Raw genomic sequence first — 20,478 nt, 5'->3', positions numbered from 1 at the left:
AACTGCTACTCCGCCAGTGCCGGATAATGCCGGCCTTCTTATTATAGCGTCTTGCGGATCAAATTCTTGACCATAAAACGCGCCGGGTTAAGGATCCGAACCTGATCTGCAGCAAGCGGCAACGGCGCACCGCTGATCAGTGCCGCGATCAACTGCCCACAGATTGGACCACTGAGCAGCCCTTTCGATCCATGGCCCACATTCACGAAGAGCCCACGCTGCAGCGGAGGCCGTGCAGTGAAGGGCCAACGGGCATCATCGCGCAGCTTGGCATAGGTCTCGATGAAAGCGTCGTGGTCCGCTACTGCACCCGCCAGCGGCAGATAGTCGGGTGTACTACAGCGAAATGCGACCTTGCCCTCAAGCGACTGCTGCTGCAGGGCCTGGCCCAGCTTTGGCAGAGTCCGCTGCAGAATATCCAGATTGTGCTGGTGCTCTTCCTGTCGTACCTGATCATTGCTGTCATGCAGTACAAATGATGCACCGAAACAGTACTCACCATTCAGCGGAGGGGAGATATAGCCCTCACCACAGACGACCGTTTTCAGCGGCGGGAGCCCGGCCGGTGCAGACGCCTGACTGGTCTGGCCTCTGATTGGTTTGAGTGGCAACTGTGACAGTGGATCAAACCTCACGGCCTGGCTGGCGCAGCAGACCACGACCTGCTCGCTACTGAATCCGCTGTTGCCCAGGTGCCAGCGCCCGGAACGACGCTCAAGTGTCTCAACGGGCGTGTTGTAGTGGCACTCAATATTGGGGTGTGACAGCAGCAACTCACACAACCGGGCAGGCGCTATCCAGCCTGCGGTGGGGAAAAACAGCCCGCCCTCACCGGTTGTGACGCCTGCCAGCTCACTGGCGGTTGCCGCATCCACGGCACGAACCAGAGAATCGGGGTAGGCGGCCTGTTCGATGACCTGCTGTTGCCGTTCGGCTTCCTTATCGGTCAGAGCCAGCTGCAGTACACCGCAACACTGGCCTAACTCGGGGTGTTCCTCCCTAAGAGTAGCCAGCAACGCGCTGGTATGAATCAGGCCGCTGAGATGAAAGTGGCTGTGTAGGGTTGGGCTGGCGGGCAGCTTTGCATACAGAGCCCCTTGAGGGTTGCCAGAACCCTCCATCGCTGGAGCTGCATGGCGTTCCAGCACGATGACCCTGTAGCCCTGCGATGCCAGTGCGTAGGCGGTGGAAGCACCGGCGATGCCGGCCCCGATCACCACAATCGGCTCGTCCGTGATGGCAGCGGCCGGGCGCTGAAACCAGATTGGAGTGTCTGCCGGTGTGGCGTCAAAGGGGGCGAGGGTCATCCGACCGCTGAGCATTTCCCGCTTGCGGCCAAAGCCTGGGCGCTTGATGACTTCGAAGCCGACCTCCTGCAGACCACGACGAACCACCCCGGCCGCAGTGAAGGTGGCAAAGGTACTGCCCGGCCGGCTGAGGCGTGCAATCTCACTGAACAGCTGTTCATTCCAGAGCTCAGGGTTGCGTGCCGGGGCGAAACCGTCCAGAAACCAGGTATCCACTCGCGCATCAAGCCGGGGCAGTGTCTCCAGTGCATCCCCAAACAGCAGCGTCAGCAGAATGCGCCCGGCATCAAACACGAGGGTATAGGCTCCGGCGACCGGCTGTGGGTAACTTTTAAGAAGCTGCTTGGCCCCATCGCTGAACTCGGAAAAGTTCGACAGAGCTTGCCTGAGATCGGCAGCGCTTAGCGGGTATTTCTCACAGGAAATGTAGTGCAGCTGCTGCTCTGCTGGAGCCTGTTGCAGCCATAACGCACGGCAACACAGAAAGTTCAGCCCGGTTCCAAAACCGGTTTCAGCCACCACGAAAGGGGCGCCGCTGGCTTCACTGAATCGTTGCTCAAGCGCATTGGCATTCAGAAAAACATGGCGCGTTTCCGCTACGCCGCCTGCGCGGTTGAAATAGATATCGTCAAAAAGCGTGGATGACGGCACGCCATCCTGCCACTCCAGATCGGCCTGCTGCAGTGGTGATTGAGGGTCACTCATGTTCGTTTGCGGCGGTGGGCGCCTGTTGTTCACGGGCCGGTTTCATCAGGTGCAGCGAGCGGGTGCGTTTCAAGGCACGGTTCTCATGGTGCAGCGCGGTCTTTGCCAGCATGTGAGCGGTCACTGGAGCCGTGATCAGCAAGAACAGGGTAATCAGCAGCTCATGAAGGCTCAGATAGCCCTGTTCATAAGTCATCAGGATCATGGAGGCGATCAGAATACCGCCCATGCCTAGCGTGGTCGCCTTGGTTGGTGCGTGCAGGCGGGTATAAAAGTCGGGCAGCCGGATGAGGCCGACCGAGCCTACCAGCACAAAGAAGCCACCGATCAGCAGCAATATGGATACCAGAAGTTCAACCCAAAAAGTCATATGCAAACCTATTCAATGATGTCGCCGCGCAGCAGATATTTGCACAGGGCCACGGTGCTGACGAAGCCTAGCATCGCAATCAGCAAAGCTGCTTCAAAATAGAGGCTGGTACGCATGTACATGCCGTACAGCAGAATCAGGGCGATGCTGTTGATATACATGGTGTCCAGCGCCAGAATTCGATCCGACAGATCAGGCCCGCGCAGCAGTCGCCACAGGTTGAGAATCAGGGCAACACAGAGAATGCCGCTGACGATCATGAGTGCCGTGTCTAGCATGCAAAAATCTCCTTCAGCGGCGCTTCATAACGTGACTTGATGGTGGCAATGAGAGCCTGTTCATCGGTCACATGCAACGCATGAATATAGAGCCACTTGTGGTCCGACGACAGCTCCGAGCTCACGGTGCCCGGTGTCAGGGAAACAGTGCTGGCCAGCAGCGTAATCGGCAACTCTTCCTTAATATCCAACGGCACGGCAACGAACGCTGGCTGCAGCCGGCGCACCGGTCCCAGTACCAGAATGGCAACCTCGATATTGGCAACCACGATATCCCCCAGCACCTTGAGAATGTACTTCAGTGCCAGCAAAGGGCGTCTCACATGAGGCTGCTCGGTTTTGAGTGGAGCACACAGTATGGGGATCACCAGTGACAGAAACGCGCCGAGTACAATATGCCCCGGTGCAACCGTGTTGTTCAGCAACAGCCAAACGATAAACAGCAACAGGCTGTGTATCGGCATGGGCAGCCAGAATGAGCGACTCATGAAGGACCTCCCGGCAGCAGAACAGGCAAGTGAATCGGTACAGAGTGCAGCTGGTGTGCGGCCTCACGGGTATACTCCGTCATTGGGCCACCCAAAACCACAAGCATCGGGGCTGCCAGCAGGAGCAGGGTAACGGCAGCGAGGTGCCAGGGTGAAGCGACCTCGCCTTGACTCTTGTCGGTGCTGCGACGCCAGAACAGCGTTGTACCGGCACGTGACAGTGCGATGATGGCAATCAGGCTACTGATCAGCAAGACCGGCCATACCCAAAGCATTTCAGTGGTGCCGTGGGCGGCCTGCAGCAGCAAAACCTTGCCGACAAAGCCTGAGAATGGCGGAATGCCAGCCACTGTCATGGCACCAACAAAAAACAGCACACCCAGTAGTGCCGGTTGGCGTACGCGACGAGATACCACAAAACGGTCAGCGGCCTTGCCGCGTTGTTGCCCGATCAGATCTGCGATCAGAAACAGCGCTGCGCACACCAGCGTACTGTGGACCAGGTAATAGAGCCCGGCCGATGTGGCATCTTCGTTCTGCAGCGCGATCGATACCAGCAGTGTCCCCACCGAAATTACCACCAGGTTGGCCGTCAGCTCGCGCAGGTTGGGGCTGGCAAGTGCGCCAATACTGCCAACCACCAGGGTCAGCAGGGCCAGCGGCCAGATCCAGGGCTGGGCCATGAATGCCAGCTCACCGGCATTTTCGCCGAATACAACGGTATGGATTCTGAAAATACTGTAGATGCCGACCTTGGTCATGATCGCGAACAGCGCAGCAACGGGGGCGCTGGCCGACGCATAGGTACGTGTCAGCCAGAAATGCAGCGGCAGCATCGCGGCTTTAAGGCCGAATACCACCAGCAACAACAGGCCACCGGCACGGGCCAGGGTCTTCTCACCTCCGGAAAGCGCTGCAATCTTGGTCGACATGTCGGTGATGTTCAGGGTGCCAAGTGTGCCGTAAAGAATGCCCAGAGCGAACAGGAACAGGCTCGAACCGACCAGATTCAGCGCGACATAGTGAAAGCTTGCCTGAGTCTTTTGCTTGCCACCACCGTGAATCAGCAGGGCGTAGGAGGCAATCAACAGCACCTCAAAGAAGACGAACAGGTTAAAGGCGTCACCGGTCAGGAATGCGCCATTAATGCCCATGATCTGGAACAGTACCAGCGGGTGGAAGTAGGAACCGGTGCGGTCATCGCCGGCGCAGGCATACAGAATCGAGGCCAGCCCCAACACCGAGGTCAACAGCACCAGAAGGCTGGAGAGGCGGTCAGCGACCAGCACAATACCGAATGGAGGCTGCCAGTCGCCCAGAACGTAAAGCTGAATCCCCTGTTGCTGAACCTGCAGCAGCAGGATGGATACGAGCAGTGTCAATGCCGAAAAGAGCAGAGCGGCTGCACGCTGCCGATCCGGACTGCCGCACAATGGAGGCAACAGCAGCAACAGGGCGCCAATCATGGGAATCAGGATCGGCAAAATGGGCAGGTGTGCGGTCATGCCTTCTCCTTACGGCTGCGGGCCTTGGTTTCGGGCTGTGGTGGCAGGCGGCCGTCCACATGATCATTGCCCAAGTCGGCACGGGCACGCATGGCCAGAATGACGATAAAGGCGGTCATGGCAAAACCGATCACAATGGCCGTCAGTACCAGCGCCTGTGGCAGCGGGTCAGCGTAGCTGTAAGAGGTACCAAGAATGGCCGCACCATCCAGCTTTAAACGCCCACTGGAAAACAGGAACAGATTGACAGCGTAGGACAGCAGTGTAATGCCGAGCACCACCGGGAAGGTTCTGCCCCGCAGGCAGAGGAAAATCCCTGAAAAGGTCAGCAGGCCGACACAGGTCGCGTATACGGCTTCCATTATTCAGACTCCGGCAAAGTGGGTCGATGGTTGGTAGTCAGTTTGCCCAGATTGGCCAGGATCAACAGGGTAGCCCCCACAACGGTCAGGTAAACCCCAAGATCAAACAGCATGGCGCTGGCCAGTTCAAATTCGCCGATCCAGGGCAGACTGAAATAGTCGAACCAGGATGTCAGGAACGGGCGATCGAAGACCCAGCTGCCCATTCCGGTCAGGGTGGCGATCAGCACACCGCTGGCAATCAGCCACTGGTAATTGACCTTCAAGCGCTCTTTGATCCAGTCGACCCCATGAGCAACATATTGCTGGACCAGAGCGACAGAGGTAACAAGACCCGCAATGAAGCCGCCGCCGGGCAGGTTATGGCCGCGCAAGAAAATGTAAACCGACACCAGCAGGGCCAAGGGCAGCAGGCTCTGCGAAATGACGGCCAGCATCATGGGGTGACGGTCGCTGGCCCAGGCACGGCCACTCTCGTCCCCGGCAGGCATGTAGAGCCGCATGCGTACGATCAGTTTATAGATACCCAGAGCTGCAATACCCAGTACCGTAATTTCACCCAGGGTATCGAAACCACGGAAATCCACCAGAATCACGTTGACCACGTTGGTACCACCGCCACCGGTTTTGCTGTTGGCCAGGAAAAAGTCAGAGATGCTGTGCAGTGGTCGGGTCATCAACGCATAGTTGATGGTGCCAATGATGCCACCGAGCATGGCTGCAATACCCAGATCGCGGACCACTCGCTTGGGGGAGGATTCCTTGGGCGTCTTCTGTGGCAGGAAGAACAGGGCCAACATCAGCAGGATTACGGTCACCACCTCAACCGAAAGCTGAGTAAGTGCCAGATCCGGCGCCGAAAAGCGGGCAAAGGTAATGGACACGATCAGACCGACCACCGACAGGGTCAGTAGTGAAATCATACGCTTGCGGTGCCACACCACCGTCGCCAGTGCACTGAGGCAGAGCAGCACGGCTGCCGTGATTTCAACTGCATCAATCGGCAGGTGAGGGCGCAGGCCGGCTGTCGTATTCAGGTCCATCAACGGGCCTGCCATCAAAACCAGTGCAAACAGCAGCAACAGGAACATGTAGCGCTGCAGAGAACCGTTTTCGAGGAAGTCGTGGATACTGCGAGCCGTGCGAACCATCTGTTGAATGATGCGCTCAAACACCAGCTTGGCATCGGTTTCAGGGAATTGGGCCTGGAACTGATACAGATGACGGCGGTTATAGTAGATCATCAGGCCGCCAGCCAGTGCGATGATGCTCATCAGCAATGGCAGGTTGAAGCCGTGCCAGATCGACAGGCTGTACTCCGGTACATTGCCGGCCAGCACCGCTGAGGATGCGGACTCCAGTAGCCCGCCCACGATGAAGCCGGGGAAAATGCCAAGCAGAAGACACAGTGTTACCAGAATCTCGACCGGTATTTTCATATAGCGCGGTGGTTCATGGGGTGTCTTGGGCAGGTCGATCGGCTCGCCGTTAAAAAACACGTCATGGATAAAGCGCATCGAGTAAGCCACTGCAAAAATACCCGCCAGCGTCGCCAGTACCGGTACCATCCAGGACAGTGAGCCCAGAGCTACCTGATGCAGCGTCTCGGCAAAGAACATCTCCTTCGACAGAAAGCCGTTGAGCAAAGGTACACCGGCCATGGATGCTGCTGCCACCATCGCCAGCGTGGCAGTATGCGGCATGTAATGCCACAGACCGTTCAGCTTGCGCATGTCGCGTGAACCGGATTCGTGATCAATGATCCCCGCGGCCATGAACAGCGATGCCTTGAATGTGGCATGGTTGATGATATGAAACACGGCTGCCACGGCGGCCAGTTCGGTGTCCATGCCCAGCAACAGCGTGATCAGGCCCAAATGGCTCACGGTGGAGTAGGCCAGCAGCCCTTTCAGGTCATGCTTGAACAGCGCGATATAGGCACCCAGCAGCAGGGTGGCAAGGCCAGTCAGGCTGACGGTCAGGAACCAGAGCTCGGTACCGGACAAAACCGGATAGAAGCGAGCCAGCAGGAAGATGCCTGCCTTGACCATAGTAGCCGAGTGGAGGTAGGCGCTGACCGGTGTGGGAGCTGACATGGCATGTGGCAGCCAGAAATGAAATGGAAACTGGGCCGACTTGGTGAAGGCACCGAGCAGAACCAGAATCAATGCAACCGGGTAGGCTGCATGCTCGCGCAAAGTATCACCGCTGGCCAGTACCACGCTGAGGTCATAGCTGCCGACAATATGAGCGACCAGCAGCAGGCCTGCAAGCAGGGCAAGCCCCCCGGCACCCGTAACCGTCAAGGCCATGCGGGCGCCCTTGCGCGCTTCGCTCTTGTGGTGCCAGAAACTGATCAGCAGAAAGGAGCTGATACTGGTCAGCTCCCAGAACATCCACAGCTGCAGCAGGTTGTTGGATGTCACGATGCCGACCATCGATGTCATGAACAGGATCAGGTAGGCATAGAAGCGCGCCATGGAATCCTGGGGCGAGAGGTAATAGCGGGCATACAAAATGATCAGCAGACCAATGCCAAGAATCAGCAGCAGAAACAGCAGCGCAAGGCCGTCGAGCCGGAACGACAGCTCCAGACCCAACGCCGGTATCCAGCTGAACGTTTGCTGCAGGGTTTCGCCGGCAAATATCTGCGGCACGGCCTGCAGTACCAGAAACAGTGACAGTGCCGGCAACATGGCAGTGAACCATGCACAGGCGCTGCGACCGAAGCGTTCGGTGAACAGGGGGACCAGGGTGCCGATCAGGGGTAATAACGGAATCCAGAATAGGCTCATCTGCTGGGCGTGCTCCGGTCGGTAGCGGGTGAATTCATGTATTAGCGGTCGATGAAATATGCGCTGAATGAGAGTAATTTATACCTTTTGACGGCTCCAGAGTCCACCAAATGCGGTCGAGCAGGGCGGACTTTCCAGCAACATGTGTGCCAGTGAAAAGACCGCCTTGATGTCAGAAAAGTTCAGAACAGGAACTGTTGTACTTGTTCAAGCACAGCCGTTTCTGTCCAGGGCTTGGTCAGGTAGGCAGAAACACCTGCGGCTTCGGCTTCGCCACGGTGCTTGCGTGTTGAGCGGGAGGTTATCATGATGATGGGGATATCATTGAAGTTTTGGCTGTTGCGTACAATGGCCGCCAGTTCCATGCCACTCATGCGGGGCATTTCCAGGTCGGTCAAAATCATGTCGGGCGGGTTGGCGCGCACCTTGTCGAGTGCATCCAGTCCATCAATGGCCGTGGTGACATCGTAGCCGCTGTCGCTGAGCAATGTCTCGAGTGTTTTGCGTGCACTGAGTGAATCGTCAACAACCAGCAAGCGTGGCAAGTGCAGGTCAAGGTTGACATCAGGCGATTCCAGAGCCGTTGCCAGTACCGAGTGCCGGTGACGTACGCGGGCCTGCAGGTCAATAATGGGAGCGATTTCGCCGTTGGCAAGAATGGTCACGCCCGGAATGCCAGGGATGTCGGGTATATGCTCTCCCATCGATTTGAAGACCTGCTCTCGGTGCGCCAGTATTTCAGGTACAAATACGGCTGCTTCCTCATCCTGATCAAGCTGTACCAGTACGACAGGGTGTATGCGCATGGCGGCATAATCCGGAACGGCTTCACCCGTCAGGCCTTCAAGGGTATAGGCAGGGTATTCTGCATCTGCCGTAACGAAAACGGGCCGTTCATTATGTGTCTGCAGCTGCCCGTCAAGTGAAAGCAGGTTCTTGCTGATGCTGTGGCTGGACAAGGCATGGATTTTTCCGTTGCCCGAACGTACCAGCAGGGTGTGCACGAGGAGGGAGGATGCCGGCATCGACAGGTCAAACCGGGTGCCTTTGCCCGTCTGTGAATGAATGGTGAGTGTACCCTGCATGCGGGAAACCTGCTGATAGACCACATCCATGCCGATACCGCGACCGGACAGCTGGCTGATTTCGTCCCGCGTTGAAAAACCGGGCACAAGAATCAAGCGCTGGATTTCAGCATCGCTCAATACCGAGGATGGCTGAATCAACTGCTTGCGCTCGGCAATTTCACGTACGCGTTGCAGGTTAATACCGGCGCCGTCATCTTCACAACTGACCTGGACTTTACTCTGGCGCTGGCTGAAACTGATTTTCAGTGTGCCGGTTTCATCCTTGCCAGCCTCGAACCGCATGTGCGGTGTTTCCAGGCCATGATCTACGGCATTGCGGATGATGTGCATCAAAGGGTCAGCCAGCTGATTCAAGATCTGACTGTCCATCATTACGCTTTCACCTTCAATTACAAGTCGCGCCTGCTTGCCCGAGGCTCGGCAGGCTTGTCGCATGATGCGTTGCATGCGAGAGGTGATACTTCTGACAGGCACCAATCGGGTGTTGAGTACGTTTTCCAGAGACTCTTTCTGCAAGTTGGCCTGAGCGACGTGCAGTTCAGTGAGCTGCCTCAGTTGCTGAGCTGTTTGATGGTCAACTTCACGTACGTCGGCAACGGCTTCCTGCAGTTGCGACAAGGTCGCGTGCATATCGTGATAACGGTCCATCTCCAGCGGGTCAAAATCCGTGTCACCTTCCTGCATGGAAGGTGTCAGGGTGAAATGGTCATGCAGTTGCTGCTCCAGATCAAACATCACTGTCTGCAGTACACGCTGGCGGTCTCGGTTGGAGCGGGTCAGGCGGCGCAGTTGCAGCAGGCTGTCATCCAGCTGTGCGTTCAGCGTGCTTGACTCTCCGGTGATACGGAACAGATTGTCGAGGATACCGACCGGAACGCGTATCTGGTTATTGTCACGAGATTCCTGCTGAGCCGGAGTGTTGAGCTGCGGCTCAGCTGCCTGAAGCTCGGCCTGTTCGCGGCGACGGTGGCGCTCTGCATCGTCGAGTGCTGCCGAAGCACACTCAACCCCCTCTGTCTGCAACCTGAAAAACCAGTTCATCAACTGCTGTAGCTGGATCAAGGCGGTTTCAGGCAGTTGACCGCCTTCGGTTACAGTTTCGCTCATTTGGGCCAGACAGTCGGATGCATCCGTCAGGTCCTGTGACAGCTGCTCACCGGGGAGCGTGGAGGTATCGGTCAATACTTCCAAAATGTCTTCAAGATGATGAGTCAGGTTGGCAAGGCCGCGTATGCCTGCCATGTTGGCCAGCCCCTTGATGGTGTGTGCGGCACGTTGAGCGCCCAGCAAACCGTTGACATCTCGGTCACTTATCACAGTTTGCAGCTGTAGCTGGAACTCATCCACCAAAAGCGGCAACTCGGCGCACAGCATATCCATCAGCTGAAGATCTATTTCATCACCTGTGCTCAGGTCAATATCGTCTGCTGTGGCGGTCTGCAGTTCTATTTGGTCCGGTGATCGGAGACTGGTTAGTGCCAGCAGTCCTGAAATAAAAGCGGACTGCTGGGGGTCAGTATGAATAGGCAGGCAGTCATCACTGAGGCAATCAATCAGGTCTTCTCGGATCAACTTGTCGGCCGGCGCCTCCAGGTGTTGATGCAAAGTGCTGAGGCAGTGGGCAAAGTGGGTGCGGTTATAGTCGGAAAATTGTTCCGGATGCTGGCGAAAGAGGTGGAGGTTGGCGCCAAGACCTTGCAGCAGCAACTGGGCTCCAGTCAGATTGACGGTAGCGCAGGCGCGGCTCAAGGGTTGGAGGGCGTCCAGGCTGGTCTCCAATAGTGCCATAGTGTCGCTGGGTGGTTGTTGCCACTGCAGCTCCAATGCCTGCAGTGAACTCGTCAGCATGGCCATAATGCCCGGATCTACGGCGGGGCCATCCTGCTCCAGCAGCGACATGTCCACCTCACAAAAGCGGTCGTCACTTCGGTGCTCATCAATGAATGGATCTGCATCGGCCTGTGTGTGATTTTCGGGCCCCTCGGGGGCGGCGGGCAACGTCTCTTGAATAAGCTCTAACTGATCCTTTTGTTCACTCGGGTCCAGCGGTTCTGGCCAGCGTGGGTCGAGCAATAGATCCAGAATACTGATTGCCCGCTGTTGGTCAGGGTGTTGCAGCAGCTGTTGCAATGCAGACTGTAATTCAAGAACGGGAGTGGCATGAAGGGCTTTTACTCCCTCAACCCGTTCGGCCGCTAGGGCCACCAGGTCCGCTAATACCGGCGAATCCGCAGCAAGTGTTTCACTCAGCTCAGCCAGCCCCTCGGCCAGTGCCTCTGGGTCGTCAGCGTGCTCAAAGCAGTTCAATAACTGTTCTGAAGGCGTGCAGCTGTCCATGTCAGCTTGAGCCGCGATCGCGGCAGCTGTTTCGAGAGGAGTTGTAAGGCGACGCAGGCGTGGCCATTCTTCTTCCAACAGCTGTGGCAGTAACTCCAGATCCTGTGGGTCGAGTGGCGAGTCCCATGCGTCTGTTAAATGCGCCTGCTGCACATATTCCAACAGGCTTTTCGGCGTGTCCGCATTCAAGATCAGGCCCAGTTGGTGCAGCACACTCTCTGCCTGGTCCGGGTTCAGAGCTGCTCCCTGTTCAGCCTCGATCTGCTCTGCCAGCAGGGCCAACAGGTCGCCACACCCCGGCATCCCCAGATCGTGAAACAGATCTGCCAGCTGATTCATTTGCTCGCTGATACTGTCTGGCTCACTCCCGCTGTCGGTTTGAAGGCACTCAATCAGTTGCTGCAGCGACTCAAGAGCCGTCGTGCTTGTGGTCTGGTCCATGACGACCCCCTTTACTCGGCCTGCTGCAGCTTGAATACGCTTATGGAGCGCTGCAGTTCATCGGCCGCGCCAACCAGTCGTTCAGACAACTGTTTCTGCTGCAGCATCTCGGTATTGGTTGCGTGTGTGAAGTCGTTAATGCTGCCAGCACGCTGGCGCAGATTCTGGGCCAGCTTTGCCTGGCCGGTTGCGCTTTGCGCAATACGTACCACGGACTCAACCAGAGACTGGGTCGTTTTACGGGTTTCTTCCATACGTTCACCCGCCTGTTCGGCCAATCGTGTACCGGATACCACATCTTCAATTACGGTGTTTATGACGTGAATGGTATCAGCAGTTTCCAACTGAATATTGTTAACCAGGCTTTCGATCTCGGCGGTCGCTTCACGTGAGTTTTCAGCCAATCGCTGCACCTCATCAACAACAACCATCAGACCGCGGCCGGCCTCGCCTGCCGAAGCGGCATGCATACTGGCGTTCAATGACAAAATATGGGTTCGTTCGGAAATGTTGTTGATCAGGCTGATAATACCGCCTATCTCCTGTGAACGTTCTCCCAGACGCTTGATGCGTTTTTCGGCCTCATGGATCGTCTGGCGAATCTTGTTGATACTGGCTACTGTTGCCGAAACGGATTCCTTGGCATTTTCTGTCGTATTGATCGCCTTTTGAGAGGCACTGTTGGTAACGGCTGCCAATTTGGCAATCAGTTGCATCGCCTGAATGGCTGAATCAAGGCCTTGCAGTGTTTCATTGATCTGCTCCTGTTCTTTACTGGCGTGCAGAAGCACCGCTTCCGACTGTGTTTTAACCTGTACCGAGGTGCTGTTGACCTCAGAGGTAACCGCGCTGACTTCACGCAATACGTTTTCAATCGAGTTGGTCAGCTGGTTGATGGAGTCCGCCACTGCACCGGTGATATCTTCTGCAACCGGTACGCGTACAGTCAGGTCGCGCTGACTGATCTTGAATACATTCTGAATCAGCTGAATGATTGAGTCGTTCAGTTTCTTGTTTTCTTCCGACTGGCGGGCAATTGCCGCCTCCTTTTCATCCAGCAAACTGTTCAGTACGCTTGCCATTTGTCCAAGTTCATCGCGGCTTTCCAACTCTGTACGTGCATCGGTATCACCATTGCGTACCGCATTTACAGTGGCGTAGAGCTTGGCAATCGGATCCAGAACGCCGTGCTTGACGATTGCCATGGCGGCGATAAGGGCGAAGCTGAGCAGCAGCAATGATCCAAGAAACAGTTTGAGCATTTCCGCCTTGGCTTCGTTGCGTTGGGCAATGGCTTCAGCACTGTAGATGTCCGGCAGCAGTTTCAACACGATGTTTTCATGCTGCAGCGTGGCAAAAATGGGGCCGAACGCCTTTTGCAGTCGGAGTACCCGCTCCTTGCGTGGGGCTGACGAGGCTTTAACGGCATTCAGCTCTGCCAGAGCATGCTCAATGTCCAGTGTAGAAAGGCGATCTTTCAACTCATCGCCCCCGGGCAAATTGGTCAACAGTGCCGGTAATTTCTCAAGTTGAATAAAAAAGGCTCGAGTACTGTTTTCAAGCGTATTCAGAGACGCCACCGAAAGGGTCAGGCGAGCCCGCGTAAATGCCAGCTGTGCTTCATTGAGTTGCTGTGTCAAAACGGAAGCGACATTCGACACGGCACGGGTTTCAGCGTCAATGCGTTGCGATTCCTCATCAATAACGATAGTACGGTAGTAGGCAATTGCGATGGCTACCATACAGATGAGCAGCATAATGCCTGCTATCGCAAACTTGGTGCTTATCCGTATGCCTTGCAGGTTCCGTGAAGAAGTCATATCTGTTCCCTTGAAACGTATTGTTGGCTTTTTATTGTTGTTTGGAGGGTTGAAATTGCAGCTTTAAATGGTTCAGCAGCGCCGTGTGGTCAATTTCGTACCACCGCTGCCCGTTTTGTTGCCATGCTTGGCTGATAAAGGGTGACAGGTTTGCGGGCTGCTCGGTGGCGTTGAGATGTTCGACAGAGGAGAGGTCTGTTAACACGGTTGGCAGAGTCGGAATCATAAATCCTGCTGTATTGGGGTGAGCATCCAGCAGCAGAATCCAGAATTCTCGTTTCTGTTCTGCCCTGGGAGTGTTCGTGTCAAGGTAACGTGCCAGGTCATAGACAGGAACGGCATGGCCGCGATGATTGATAAACCCGGCAAACCAGTCGGGGCAGTCTGGCAAGGCGCAAATGCTCTGCTTTGCCGCCAGTTCGCAGTACGTACCTGGCTGTAAAAGGAAATGATGGCCGCTAAGGCTGAAGCCGTGACGAATCTCACCAGATGCTGCTGCCGTTGTAGCCATGTCGGCTTGCAGCAGTCGGTCAAGCGTACTGTTGATATCGTCCATGATGCTCTCCTGTCAGCTGAAGGCCTTGACCTGATCCAGTATGTCCTGATCAGAAAACGGCTTGGCGACCAGTGCACTCGCACCCTGTAACTGCGCCCAAACCCGGTCTGCCTCCTGGTGCTTGCTGGATACGATAACGACCGGAATAGAACGGGTGCTTTCGGCGCTGGTGATATGCCGGCAGGCAGAAAAGCCGTCCACCTCGGGCATTACAATATCCATGAATATCAGATCGGGCTTTTCCTGCTCAGCCAGGGTGATGCCTTGCTGGCCGTTTTCGGCGACAAGAATCTTGGCGCCGGTTGTCTGAAGAATGGTTTGCAGGTGCTGTTGTTGAACAGGATCGTCTTCCACAATCAGGATTTTGTTGATGGCCATGGCAGATATCTTACTCCGGTAGATGAAACGCGTTATTTTCTGAATTCGCTGACCCAGCGGGAAACACGCCGGATCACTTTTTGGAACTCGGCATGCTCGATGGGCTTGGTCAGGTAGGTTGAAGAGCCAGCCATGATTCCCTTGACCTCATCCAGAGGAGATGTTTTCGATGACAGCATGATGATCGGTGTTTTCTTCAATGCTGGCATGGATCGCATGCGAGTACAGGTCTCAAAACCATCGATGCCAGGCATCATGATGTCGAGGAAAATAAAGTCATAATGGTTGTCGGCCACTTTGGCCAGAGCCGATTCACCATCATCGGCAAAGTCCAGATTTACTGGATGATCCAGCTGTTGCAGTTCCCTGGCCAGCATCTGCTGCATTGGGTGGCTGTCGTCCACGACCAGAACGGCATAGGACGCATCAGCCACCGCCTCAGGGGCGGTATCTTTCAGCTTCTGGACCTCAGCGATTCGGGCGTCGTATTTGCTGAACGGGTTCTCCGTTTCCGCCTGGACATCAAGATCAATGGCATCCGGCTCAGAAAGTGGCCTTTCAGCGGGTTCGGCTGCAGGTGTTGAGAGTGACGGTTCAAACGGCTGGTACTGTTCCAGTGTGCGGATGACGCGGGATGAGATCAGGGGTGATTTGATGTGAGGCAAGCTGCTGTCATTGGGGCGGGTTTTGCTGACCAGTATCACTCGAGAGTGATACTCCTGCGGCAGCTCTGAAACCGCCGGTTGCTGCAGGTGCTCTGGCCCGAACACGAGAAGAAGGTCGGGCAACTCATTCTGATCAAAACTGACGAGCACAAGCGGCCGTTTTGACAGGCTGAGAATTTTTTCCAGTTTTTTCAGCTGATCAGAGGGGAAACCCAGCGTCCCTATCTTCATGTACTATCCCTGCTCGTCGGTCGCTCTACCAGTAGGAGTCAGAACGATTATTATTGTCGTGCTTTTGTATCAACCGATTGATATGGGTTTTTAAAGCATAAGACAGAAGATGGCAACAGTGTGGTGGATAATTGTAGTGCTGTTGAATGATAGTGTCTTCGGGGAGTGACATTGTTGCTGCGCCTGTACGGATGCAGGGCTAACCGCTATCATGCTGGCCTGTTGCCTGGCAGTAGTGGTGTAAGTGTATTGAGCGGTTGGGCATTTGGATTCAGACAGGATGTGAGCAGTGAATAAACTCTTTCTTATATTGATGGCCTTGATCGCTTTTTTATCGTTGTATTTTACACCAAATACCGGTTATGACCCCCTTCTTAAGGAATACAATATTTGGCTTTGGGGTGTTGTGGCTGTCGTTATTATAAGTGCCGCTGTGAAGTCGGTTATCAATCGTAATCTTGTTTTGCCTAAATATTATATTTGGTTTTTGTTGCTACCACTTGGGCTTACCGCGGGTACTATTGTAAATGGTGTTCCATACCCGAAAGATTTGCTGTTCAGAATCGGGTATGTGCTATCGGGTGTCTTGTTTTTTATTTCGATTTACCAGTTTGATCTTGGGCGTCGCACCAAAGAAAATGCAGTATACATTTTTGTCTTCGCGACACTATTATTCTCTGTTGTCAGTGTGCTGCAGGCTATTCCGGGGCAGATCTTGCTTGGGTGGATACCTCATATGACAACTCCGCGTATTATTGGGGTTTTTCAGCAGGCCAATGTCAATGTAAGCGCTGTGCTGACAGGTGTTTTGCTGTCGCTGTTCATCATGACAACGCCAGGTTTCTCAAAACGTAATGCAGTACTTAAACTCATATGTGTTCTGACAATCATGTTGGGTATGGCAGTTGTGGTTTCAAGTGGTTCACGTATTGGGCTACTGGCTGCCGTTTTGGCGCTGCCGGTTTTGTTCCTGTCAAGAGCAAAAGTCTTGTATCGGAATAAGACTACAGCCGCAGGTGCGATTTTGGCCTTGGTGGTCGGTGTTGGTGTCGGCATGCAGGATTTAACTGTACTAACCAAGGATATAAAGCTCACTGAGAAGGGGGGGGGAGTCCCTGAATCGATGCAGTTGGCAGCCTTGCCCGATCGTATCGGCATGTACGCATCGGGTGGGGGCGGCTCTACGGCGTTTGATCGCACGCTTTGGAAAATTCAGCGTCTTTTCCAGGGGGAGGGTGATGTCAGGCCTCACGTGTACAGCGTTGCTTTTGATGTGATGAGTGACAAGCCTTTTTACGGCCATGGAATAGGTACATTTCAGAGCGTTTTTCACGAGCGTGCAGCTGAGTACATGGCAGCAAGAGATGGTAAGCCACTAATCGGCCCCAACCGATACGGGCATCCACACAATGAATTGCTTTTGTGGGGTGTTGAGGGTGGTGCTATTGCGCTTTTGGCGATATTGGCTGTTGCAGTTGTCATTATGACCGCCCTGTTCAATCTCGGTTGGCAAAGAGGGGGCGCTATGTTTGCGCTGCTTGTCCCGATTGCCGTGCATACTCAGGTTGAGCTGCCTTTTTATAGTTCGGTATATCATTGGCTGCTCTTTATTTTTATTGTGTACTTGACTCTGTCGTATAAAAGACCCTGTGCAGTGCGTTGTGAGAAAACGGCTGTGGTGATGCCGGTGGTATTCGGTATGGGTGTTTGGTCGGTCTTGTTGGTCTATTTCTGCATCACGACCATTCCGGTAAGTCGTGATATTAACCATTTCTTTATGTATAAGCAGCTTGATATGAAAAAGCTGGAAGCTGCTGGTGATAATCTTTACTTTGGTGAATTTGCCACGATGTTGAGGTTGAAGGTTTTGTTGAATCAAGATCTCAGGAATAGGACCAATCACTGGACCAAAGAATTTATTGAATGGTCTGAAATGTACGTCAAGAAAGAACCGGAGACTTCAACCATTCATGCTATTGCGCTCGCTTACCGCAATCTGGGTTTGAACCGTAATGCACTTGAAACCCTTAATAGAGGGCTTTATTTATACCCTGGCAATAAAAAGCTGTCCCAGCTCTATCACCAGATTTTGATTGGGAAATGATGAACTTCGAGCTTGCTGACTAAGGTGTTGATGGTGAATATACGTTTGGGCGAAATGCTGGTTGCCAGTAAAAAAATCAGTGCTCGAGATCTGGAACGCGCACTGGTTGCGCAACAGGAAATGGGTGGTCTGCTTGGCCAGGTGCTGGTTAAGCTGGGTCTGGTTTCAGAGTCTGATGTTGCTGTTGCTCTTTGTACGCAGCTTGATGTTCATCGCGTGTATGCGGCTGAGTACCCTGAAGAGCCTGTTGTTGTAGCCGGGGTGTCGAGCGTATTCCTCCAAAGCCACCAAATGGTTGTGCTGAGTAACGAGTCGGGAGAGTTGCAGGTTGCGTGCCCCGAGCCCCAGAGCCAGTATCTTTCTCACGCATTGGCGCTGGCTTCCGGTGCCAAGGTTGTTTTAAAGCTGGGACTTGAAACCGATATCATCGCAGTGATGCAGCGTTATGCGGAGCAGCAGTCTGTTGAGGGTGAGGCGGATGAGGCTTTTGACAGCTTTGGCGGTGATGAAGAGTTCATTGAGCATCTCAGAGATCTGGCCAGTGAAGCGCCAGTCATTCGGCAGGTCAACCAGATTATACATCGCGCCCTTGATATGGGAGCGTCCGATATACATATCGAGCCTTTTGATGATGGTCTTCACCTGAGATATCGCGTAGATGGAGTGATTCAGGAGATGCCTGATCCTCCGTCCCTGGAGCAGGCGGCCGCCATAGCCTCTCGTATCAAGTTGCTGGCCCATCTGAATATTGCGGAAAGGCGTCTGCCCCAGGATGGACGTATCATGACGCGCGTTAAAGGTCATGAGCTGGACCTTAGGGTGTCGACGATACCGACAGTGCACGGCGAAAGTATCGTGATGCGTGTTCTTGATCGTCAAAGTATCAAACTGAGCCTTGAGAGTATGGGGTTCAGTGATGATGTTCTGTCGGCGTACAAGGAGCTGCTGCACAGACCTCATGGAGTGTTGCTGCTGACGGGGCCAACAGGGTCGGGCAAAACCACGACGCTGTATGCATCTCTGGCCACACTGGACTCTCAGGCGCTCAAGATCATAACGGTTGAAGACCCGGTGGAATACCAGTTGAACGGCATTAACCAGATTCAGGTACAGCCACAGATTGAACTGGATTTTGCACGTGCGCTGCGCTCTATTCTGCGTCAAGACCCGGATATCATCATGATCGGTGAGATGCGAGATTCAGAAACGGCCCAGATTGCGGTGCAGTCCGCTTTGACGGGGCATCTGGTCCTATCGACTCTGCATACCAATACCGCTTCTGGGGCGATAGCACGCCTTGAAGATATGGGAGTTGAGCGTTATCTGATAACGTCATCCGTAAATGGGGTTTTGGCGCAAAGGCTCGTACGTCGACTCTGTACTCACTGTAAAGTGGAAACAGAACTTGAGCCTGCCGTCGCAAAGTCTTCGGGCTTGAGTCGTTGGATGCCAGAGCATCAGCATCACATATACACCAGTCATGGGTGTGAACACTGCCAAGGAACGGGTTACAGTGGTCGCGTTGCGATTCATGAGCTGATTGTCCTGAACGAAGAGTTACAAAAGGCTGTCATCGCGGGGTCTGATGCGGCAAGTCTCCATACCTTAGCTCGTCAGAACGGTATGTTGACGCTTTATGAGGATGGCTTGCGAAAGGTTGTAACGGGTGTGACGTCTCTTGAAGAGGTGCTAAGGGTTACGCAGGATCAAAACAGCGAACAGCAGTTCTGATTGAATGTCTCTTGGTGAAACGGCGATTGTGTGAGTATGAGTGATGCCTGAGTACAGATACAAGGCAGTGAGTAAAAATGGACCCATAGAAGAGGGGGGTATTCAGGCTGCAAACCGAGAATCTGTGCTGATACAGCTGCGAGCAAAAGGGTTGACGCCTCTTAAAATCTCGGAGAAAGACGAGCAAAACGATACGCAGGCTCCTTCGAAAGTATTTGTCCGTCACAGGTCCGGGCGTGTTTCCAAAGCACCGGTCGGTCGGTCGGATGTGATTGCATTGACTTCAGAGCTGGCTGTATTGATGCGAGCCGGTCTGCCTATAGATCGTGCCTTGAAGATTTTGCTCGAGATGAGCGCAAAGCAGCGCTATACCGAGTTGTTGCAGTATCTATTGGATACAGTGAAGGGCGGTAAGCCTCTAAGCACGGCATTGCAGCAGCATGAGCGGCTGTTCGGTAGCTTCTATATAAATATGGTTCGTGCCGGTGAGGCAAGTGGCCAGGTCAGTCAAGTGCTTGCACGCCTTGCTGAGCATCTTGAGCAGTCGAAGCAGGTGCGCGGCACCGTTGTCTCGGCGTTGATTTACCCTGCAATCCTTGCGCTGGTTGCTGTTTTGTCAGTGGTTGTGATGCTTGGATTCGTGGTGCCTCAGTTTGAAACTCTATTCGCTGATATGGGGGATGCGCTGCCGGGAATGACGCGTGCGGTTATAGTGACTGGCGAATGGGTACAGAATTGGTGGTGGCTGGTCCTGATGGTTGTTGTGCCTGGTTTTTGGCTTCTGCGCAGGTGGGTTGGGCAGCCGGGAGGTAAGCGCTGGCTGGACCGGCTTCTGTTGCGCCTTCCCTTTGCTGGCGGAGTGCTGTTCAAATACGAAGTTGCCCGCTTTGCGCGCACATTGGGAACTTTGCAGGGGAGTGGGGTGTCACTCCTGCAGTCATTGAATATAGCCGTGAACACCGTTGGTAATGTACATATCAGGCATCTGTTTGAAGTGTTGGCGCCGGCCGTCAAATCGGGCCGCAGGATGTCGGCAGTCCTGCAGGAGAATGGCGGATTCTCTCCCATGGTTGTTCAGATGGTGCGAGTGGGGGAGGAATCCGGTCAATTGGGCGAGATGATGCTGGAGTTGGCGAAAGTGTATGACGCTGAAGTTCAGGCAGGGGTGAAGCGAGGGCTGACACTGCTTGAGCCTGTACTTATTCTCTTTATGGGTGGCGGAATAGCCCTTATCATTATCTCCATATTGATGGGAATTCTGTCAGTGAACGATTTGGCCATGTGACTGTTGTGGTTGTCAGTTTCACAGGTTGAACT

The 20,478-nt window shown here is 54.4% G+C and carries 15 protein-coding genes; 3 read left to right on the top strand and 12 right to left on the bottom strand.

The annotated features are described in order from the left end of the window. Nucleotides 1–41 precede the first annotated feature (41 nt). From mnmC to BLV48_RS02035, 12 genes are all read right to left on the bottom strand, one after another. Nucleotides 42–2,012 (bottom strand): bifunctional tRNA (5-methylaminomethyl-2-thiouridine)(34)-methyltransferase MnmC2/FAD-dependent 5-carboxymethylaminomethyl-2-thiouridine(34) oxidoreductase MnmC1, encoded by a 1,971-nt coding sequence (mnmC, locus tag BLV48_RS02090; RefSeq protein ID WP_091822337.1) that lies wholly within the window; start codon nucleotides 2,010–2,012, stop codon nucleotides 42–44. Continuing rightward, on the bottom strand, nucleotides 2,005–2,382 hold the full coding sequence (locus BLV48_RS02085) for a Na+/H+ antiporter subunit G (protein ID WP_091822334.1): 378 nt from the start codon (nucleotides 2,380–2,382) through the stop codon (nucleotides 2,005–2,007). The genes mnmC and BLV48_RS02085 overlap by 8 nt, the downstream gene beginning before the upstream one ends. 8 nt (nucleotides 2,383–2,390) lie before the next feature. After that, nucleotides 2,391–2,660, bottom strand: a complete 270-nt coding sequence (locus tag BLV48_RS02080) for a K+/H+ antiporter subunit F (RefSeq protein WP_091822331.1) — start codon at nucleotides 2,658–2,660, stop codon at nucleotides 2,391–2,393. Next, nucleotides 2,654–3,148, bottom strand: a complete 495-nt coding sequence (locus tag BLV48_RS02075; protein ID WP_091822328.1) for a Na+/H+ antiporter subunit E — start codon at nucleotides 3,146–3,148, stop codon at nucleotides 2,654–2,656. The genes BLV48_RS02080 and BLV48_RS02075 overlap by 7 nt, the downstream gene beginning before the upstream one ends. Further along, nucleotides 3,145–4,653, bottom strand: a complete 1,509-nt coding sequence (locus tag BLV48_RS02070) for a monovalent cation/H+ antiporter subunit D (RefSeq protein WP_091822326.1) — start codon at nucleotides 4,651–4,653, stop codon at nucleotides 3,145–3,147. The genes BLV48_RS02075 and BLV48_RS02070 overlap by 4 nt, the downstream gene beginning before the upstream one ends. Next, nucleotides 4,650–5,015, bottom strand: coding sequence for a Na+/H+ antiporter subunit C (locus BLV48_RS02065; protein ID WP_091822323.1), 366 nt, complete (start codon nucleotides 5,013–5,015; stop codon nucleotides 4,650–4,652). The genes BLV48_RS02070 and BLV48_RS02065 overlap by 4 nt, the downstream gene beginning before the upstream one ends. Then, nucleotides 5,015–7,810: a monovalent cation/H+ antiporter subunit A gene (locus BLV48_RS02060; protein WP_091822320.1), complete on the bottom strand. Its 2,796-nt coding sequence runs from the start codon at nucleotides 7,808–7,810 to the stop codon at nucleotides 5,015–5,017. Before BLV48_RS02060 ends, BLV48_RS02065 begins: the two co-directional genes overlap by 1 nt. A gap of 182 nt (nucleotides 7,811–7,992) precedes the next feature. Next, nucleotides 7,993–11,676, bottom strand: a complete 3,684-nt coding sequence (locus tag BLV48_RS02055; protein ID WP_254774948.1) for a hybrid sensor histidine kinase/response regulator — start codon at nucleotides 11,674–11,676, stop codon at nucleotides 7,993–7,995. 11 nt (nucleotides 11,677–11,687) lie between these two features. Further along, complete coding sequence (locus tag BLV48_RS02050) at nucleotides 11,688–13,433, bottom strand: methyl-accepting chemotaxis protein (protein ID WP_254774947.1); 1,746 nt, start codon at nucleotides 13,431–13,433, stop codon at nucleotides 11,688–11,690. A gap of 94 nt (nucleotides 13,434–13,527) precedes the next feature. Then, a complete protein-coding gene (locus tag BLV48_RS02045; protein WP_091822314.1) occupies nucleotides 13,528–14,052 on the bottom strand; it encodes a chemotaxis protein CheW in 525 nt (174 codons plus the stop codon). Between the two features lie 12 nt (nucleotides 14,053–14,064). Further along, on the bottom strand, nucleotides 14,065–14,430 hold the full coding sequence (locus BLV48_RS02040; protein WP_091822311.1) for a response regulator: 366 nt from the start codon (nucleotides 14,428–14,430) through the stop codon (nucleotides 14,065–14,067). 32 nt (nucleotides 14,431–14,462) lie between these two features. Further along, nucleotides 14,463–15,326, bottom strand: coding sequence for a response regulator (locus BLV48_RS02035; RefSeq protein WP_091822308.1), 864 nt, complete (start codon nucleotides 15,324–15,326; stop codon nucleotides 14,463–14,465). Nucleotides 15,327–15,615: 289 nt separating this feature from the next. On the opposite strand from BLV48_RS02035, the gene BLV48_RS02030 reads away from it, so the two are divergent. From BLV48_RS02030 to BLV48_RS02020, 3 genes are all read left to right on the top strand, one after another. Then, on the top strand, nucleotides 15,616–17,430 hold the full coding sequence (locus tag BLV48_RS02030; RefSeq protein WP_091822305.1) for a PglL family O-oligosaccharyltransferase: 1,815 nt from the start codon (nucleotides 15,616–15,618) through the stop codon (nucleotides 17,428–17,430). A gap of 33 nt (nucleotides 17,431–17,463) precedes the next feature. Continuing rightward, the gene (locus BLV48_RS02025; protein WP_254774946.1) at nucleotides 17,464–19,161 is read left to right on the top strand and encodes a GspE/PulE family protein; all 1,698 of its coding nucleotides are present in this window, start codon (nucleotides 17,464–17,466) and stop codon (nucleotides 19,159–19,161) included. A 67-nt stretch (nucleotides 19,162–19,228) separates the two neighbouring features. Then, the gene (locus BLV48_RS02020; RefSeq protein ID WP_217632929.1) at nucleotides 19,229–20,446 is read left to right on the top strand and encodes a type II secretion system F family protein; all 1,218 of its coding nucleotides are present in this window, start codon (nucleotides 19,229–19,231) and stop codon (nucleotides 20,444–20,446) included. Nucleotides 20,447–20,478: the final 32 nt, after the last annotated feature.

This window comes from Marinobacterium iners DSM 11526, from assembly GCF_900107855.1.
GTDB lineage: Bacteria > Pseudomonadota > Gammaproteobacteria > Pseudomonadales > Balneatricaceae > Marinobacterium > Marinobacterium iners.
Note: the sequence above shows the minus strand (reverse complement) of the source record. Positions and strands in the feature narration are given on the sequence as shown.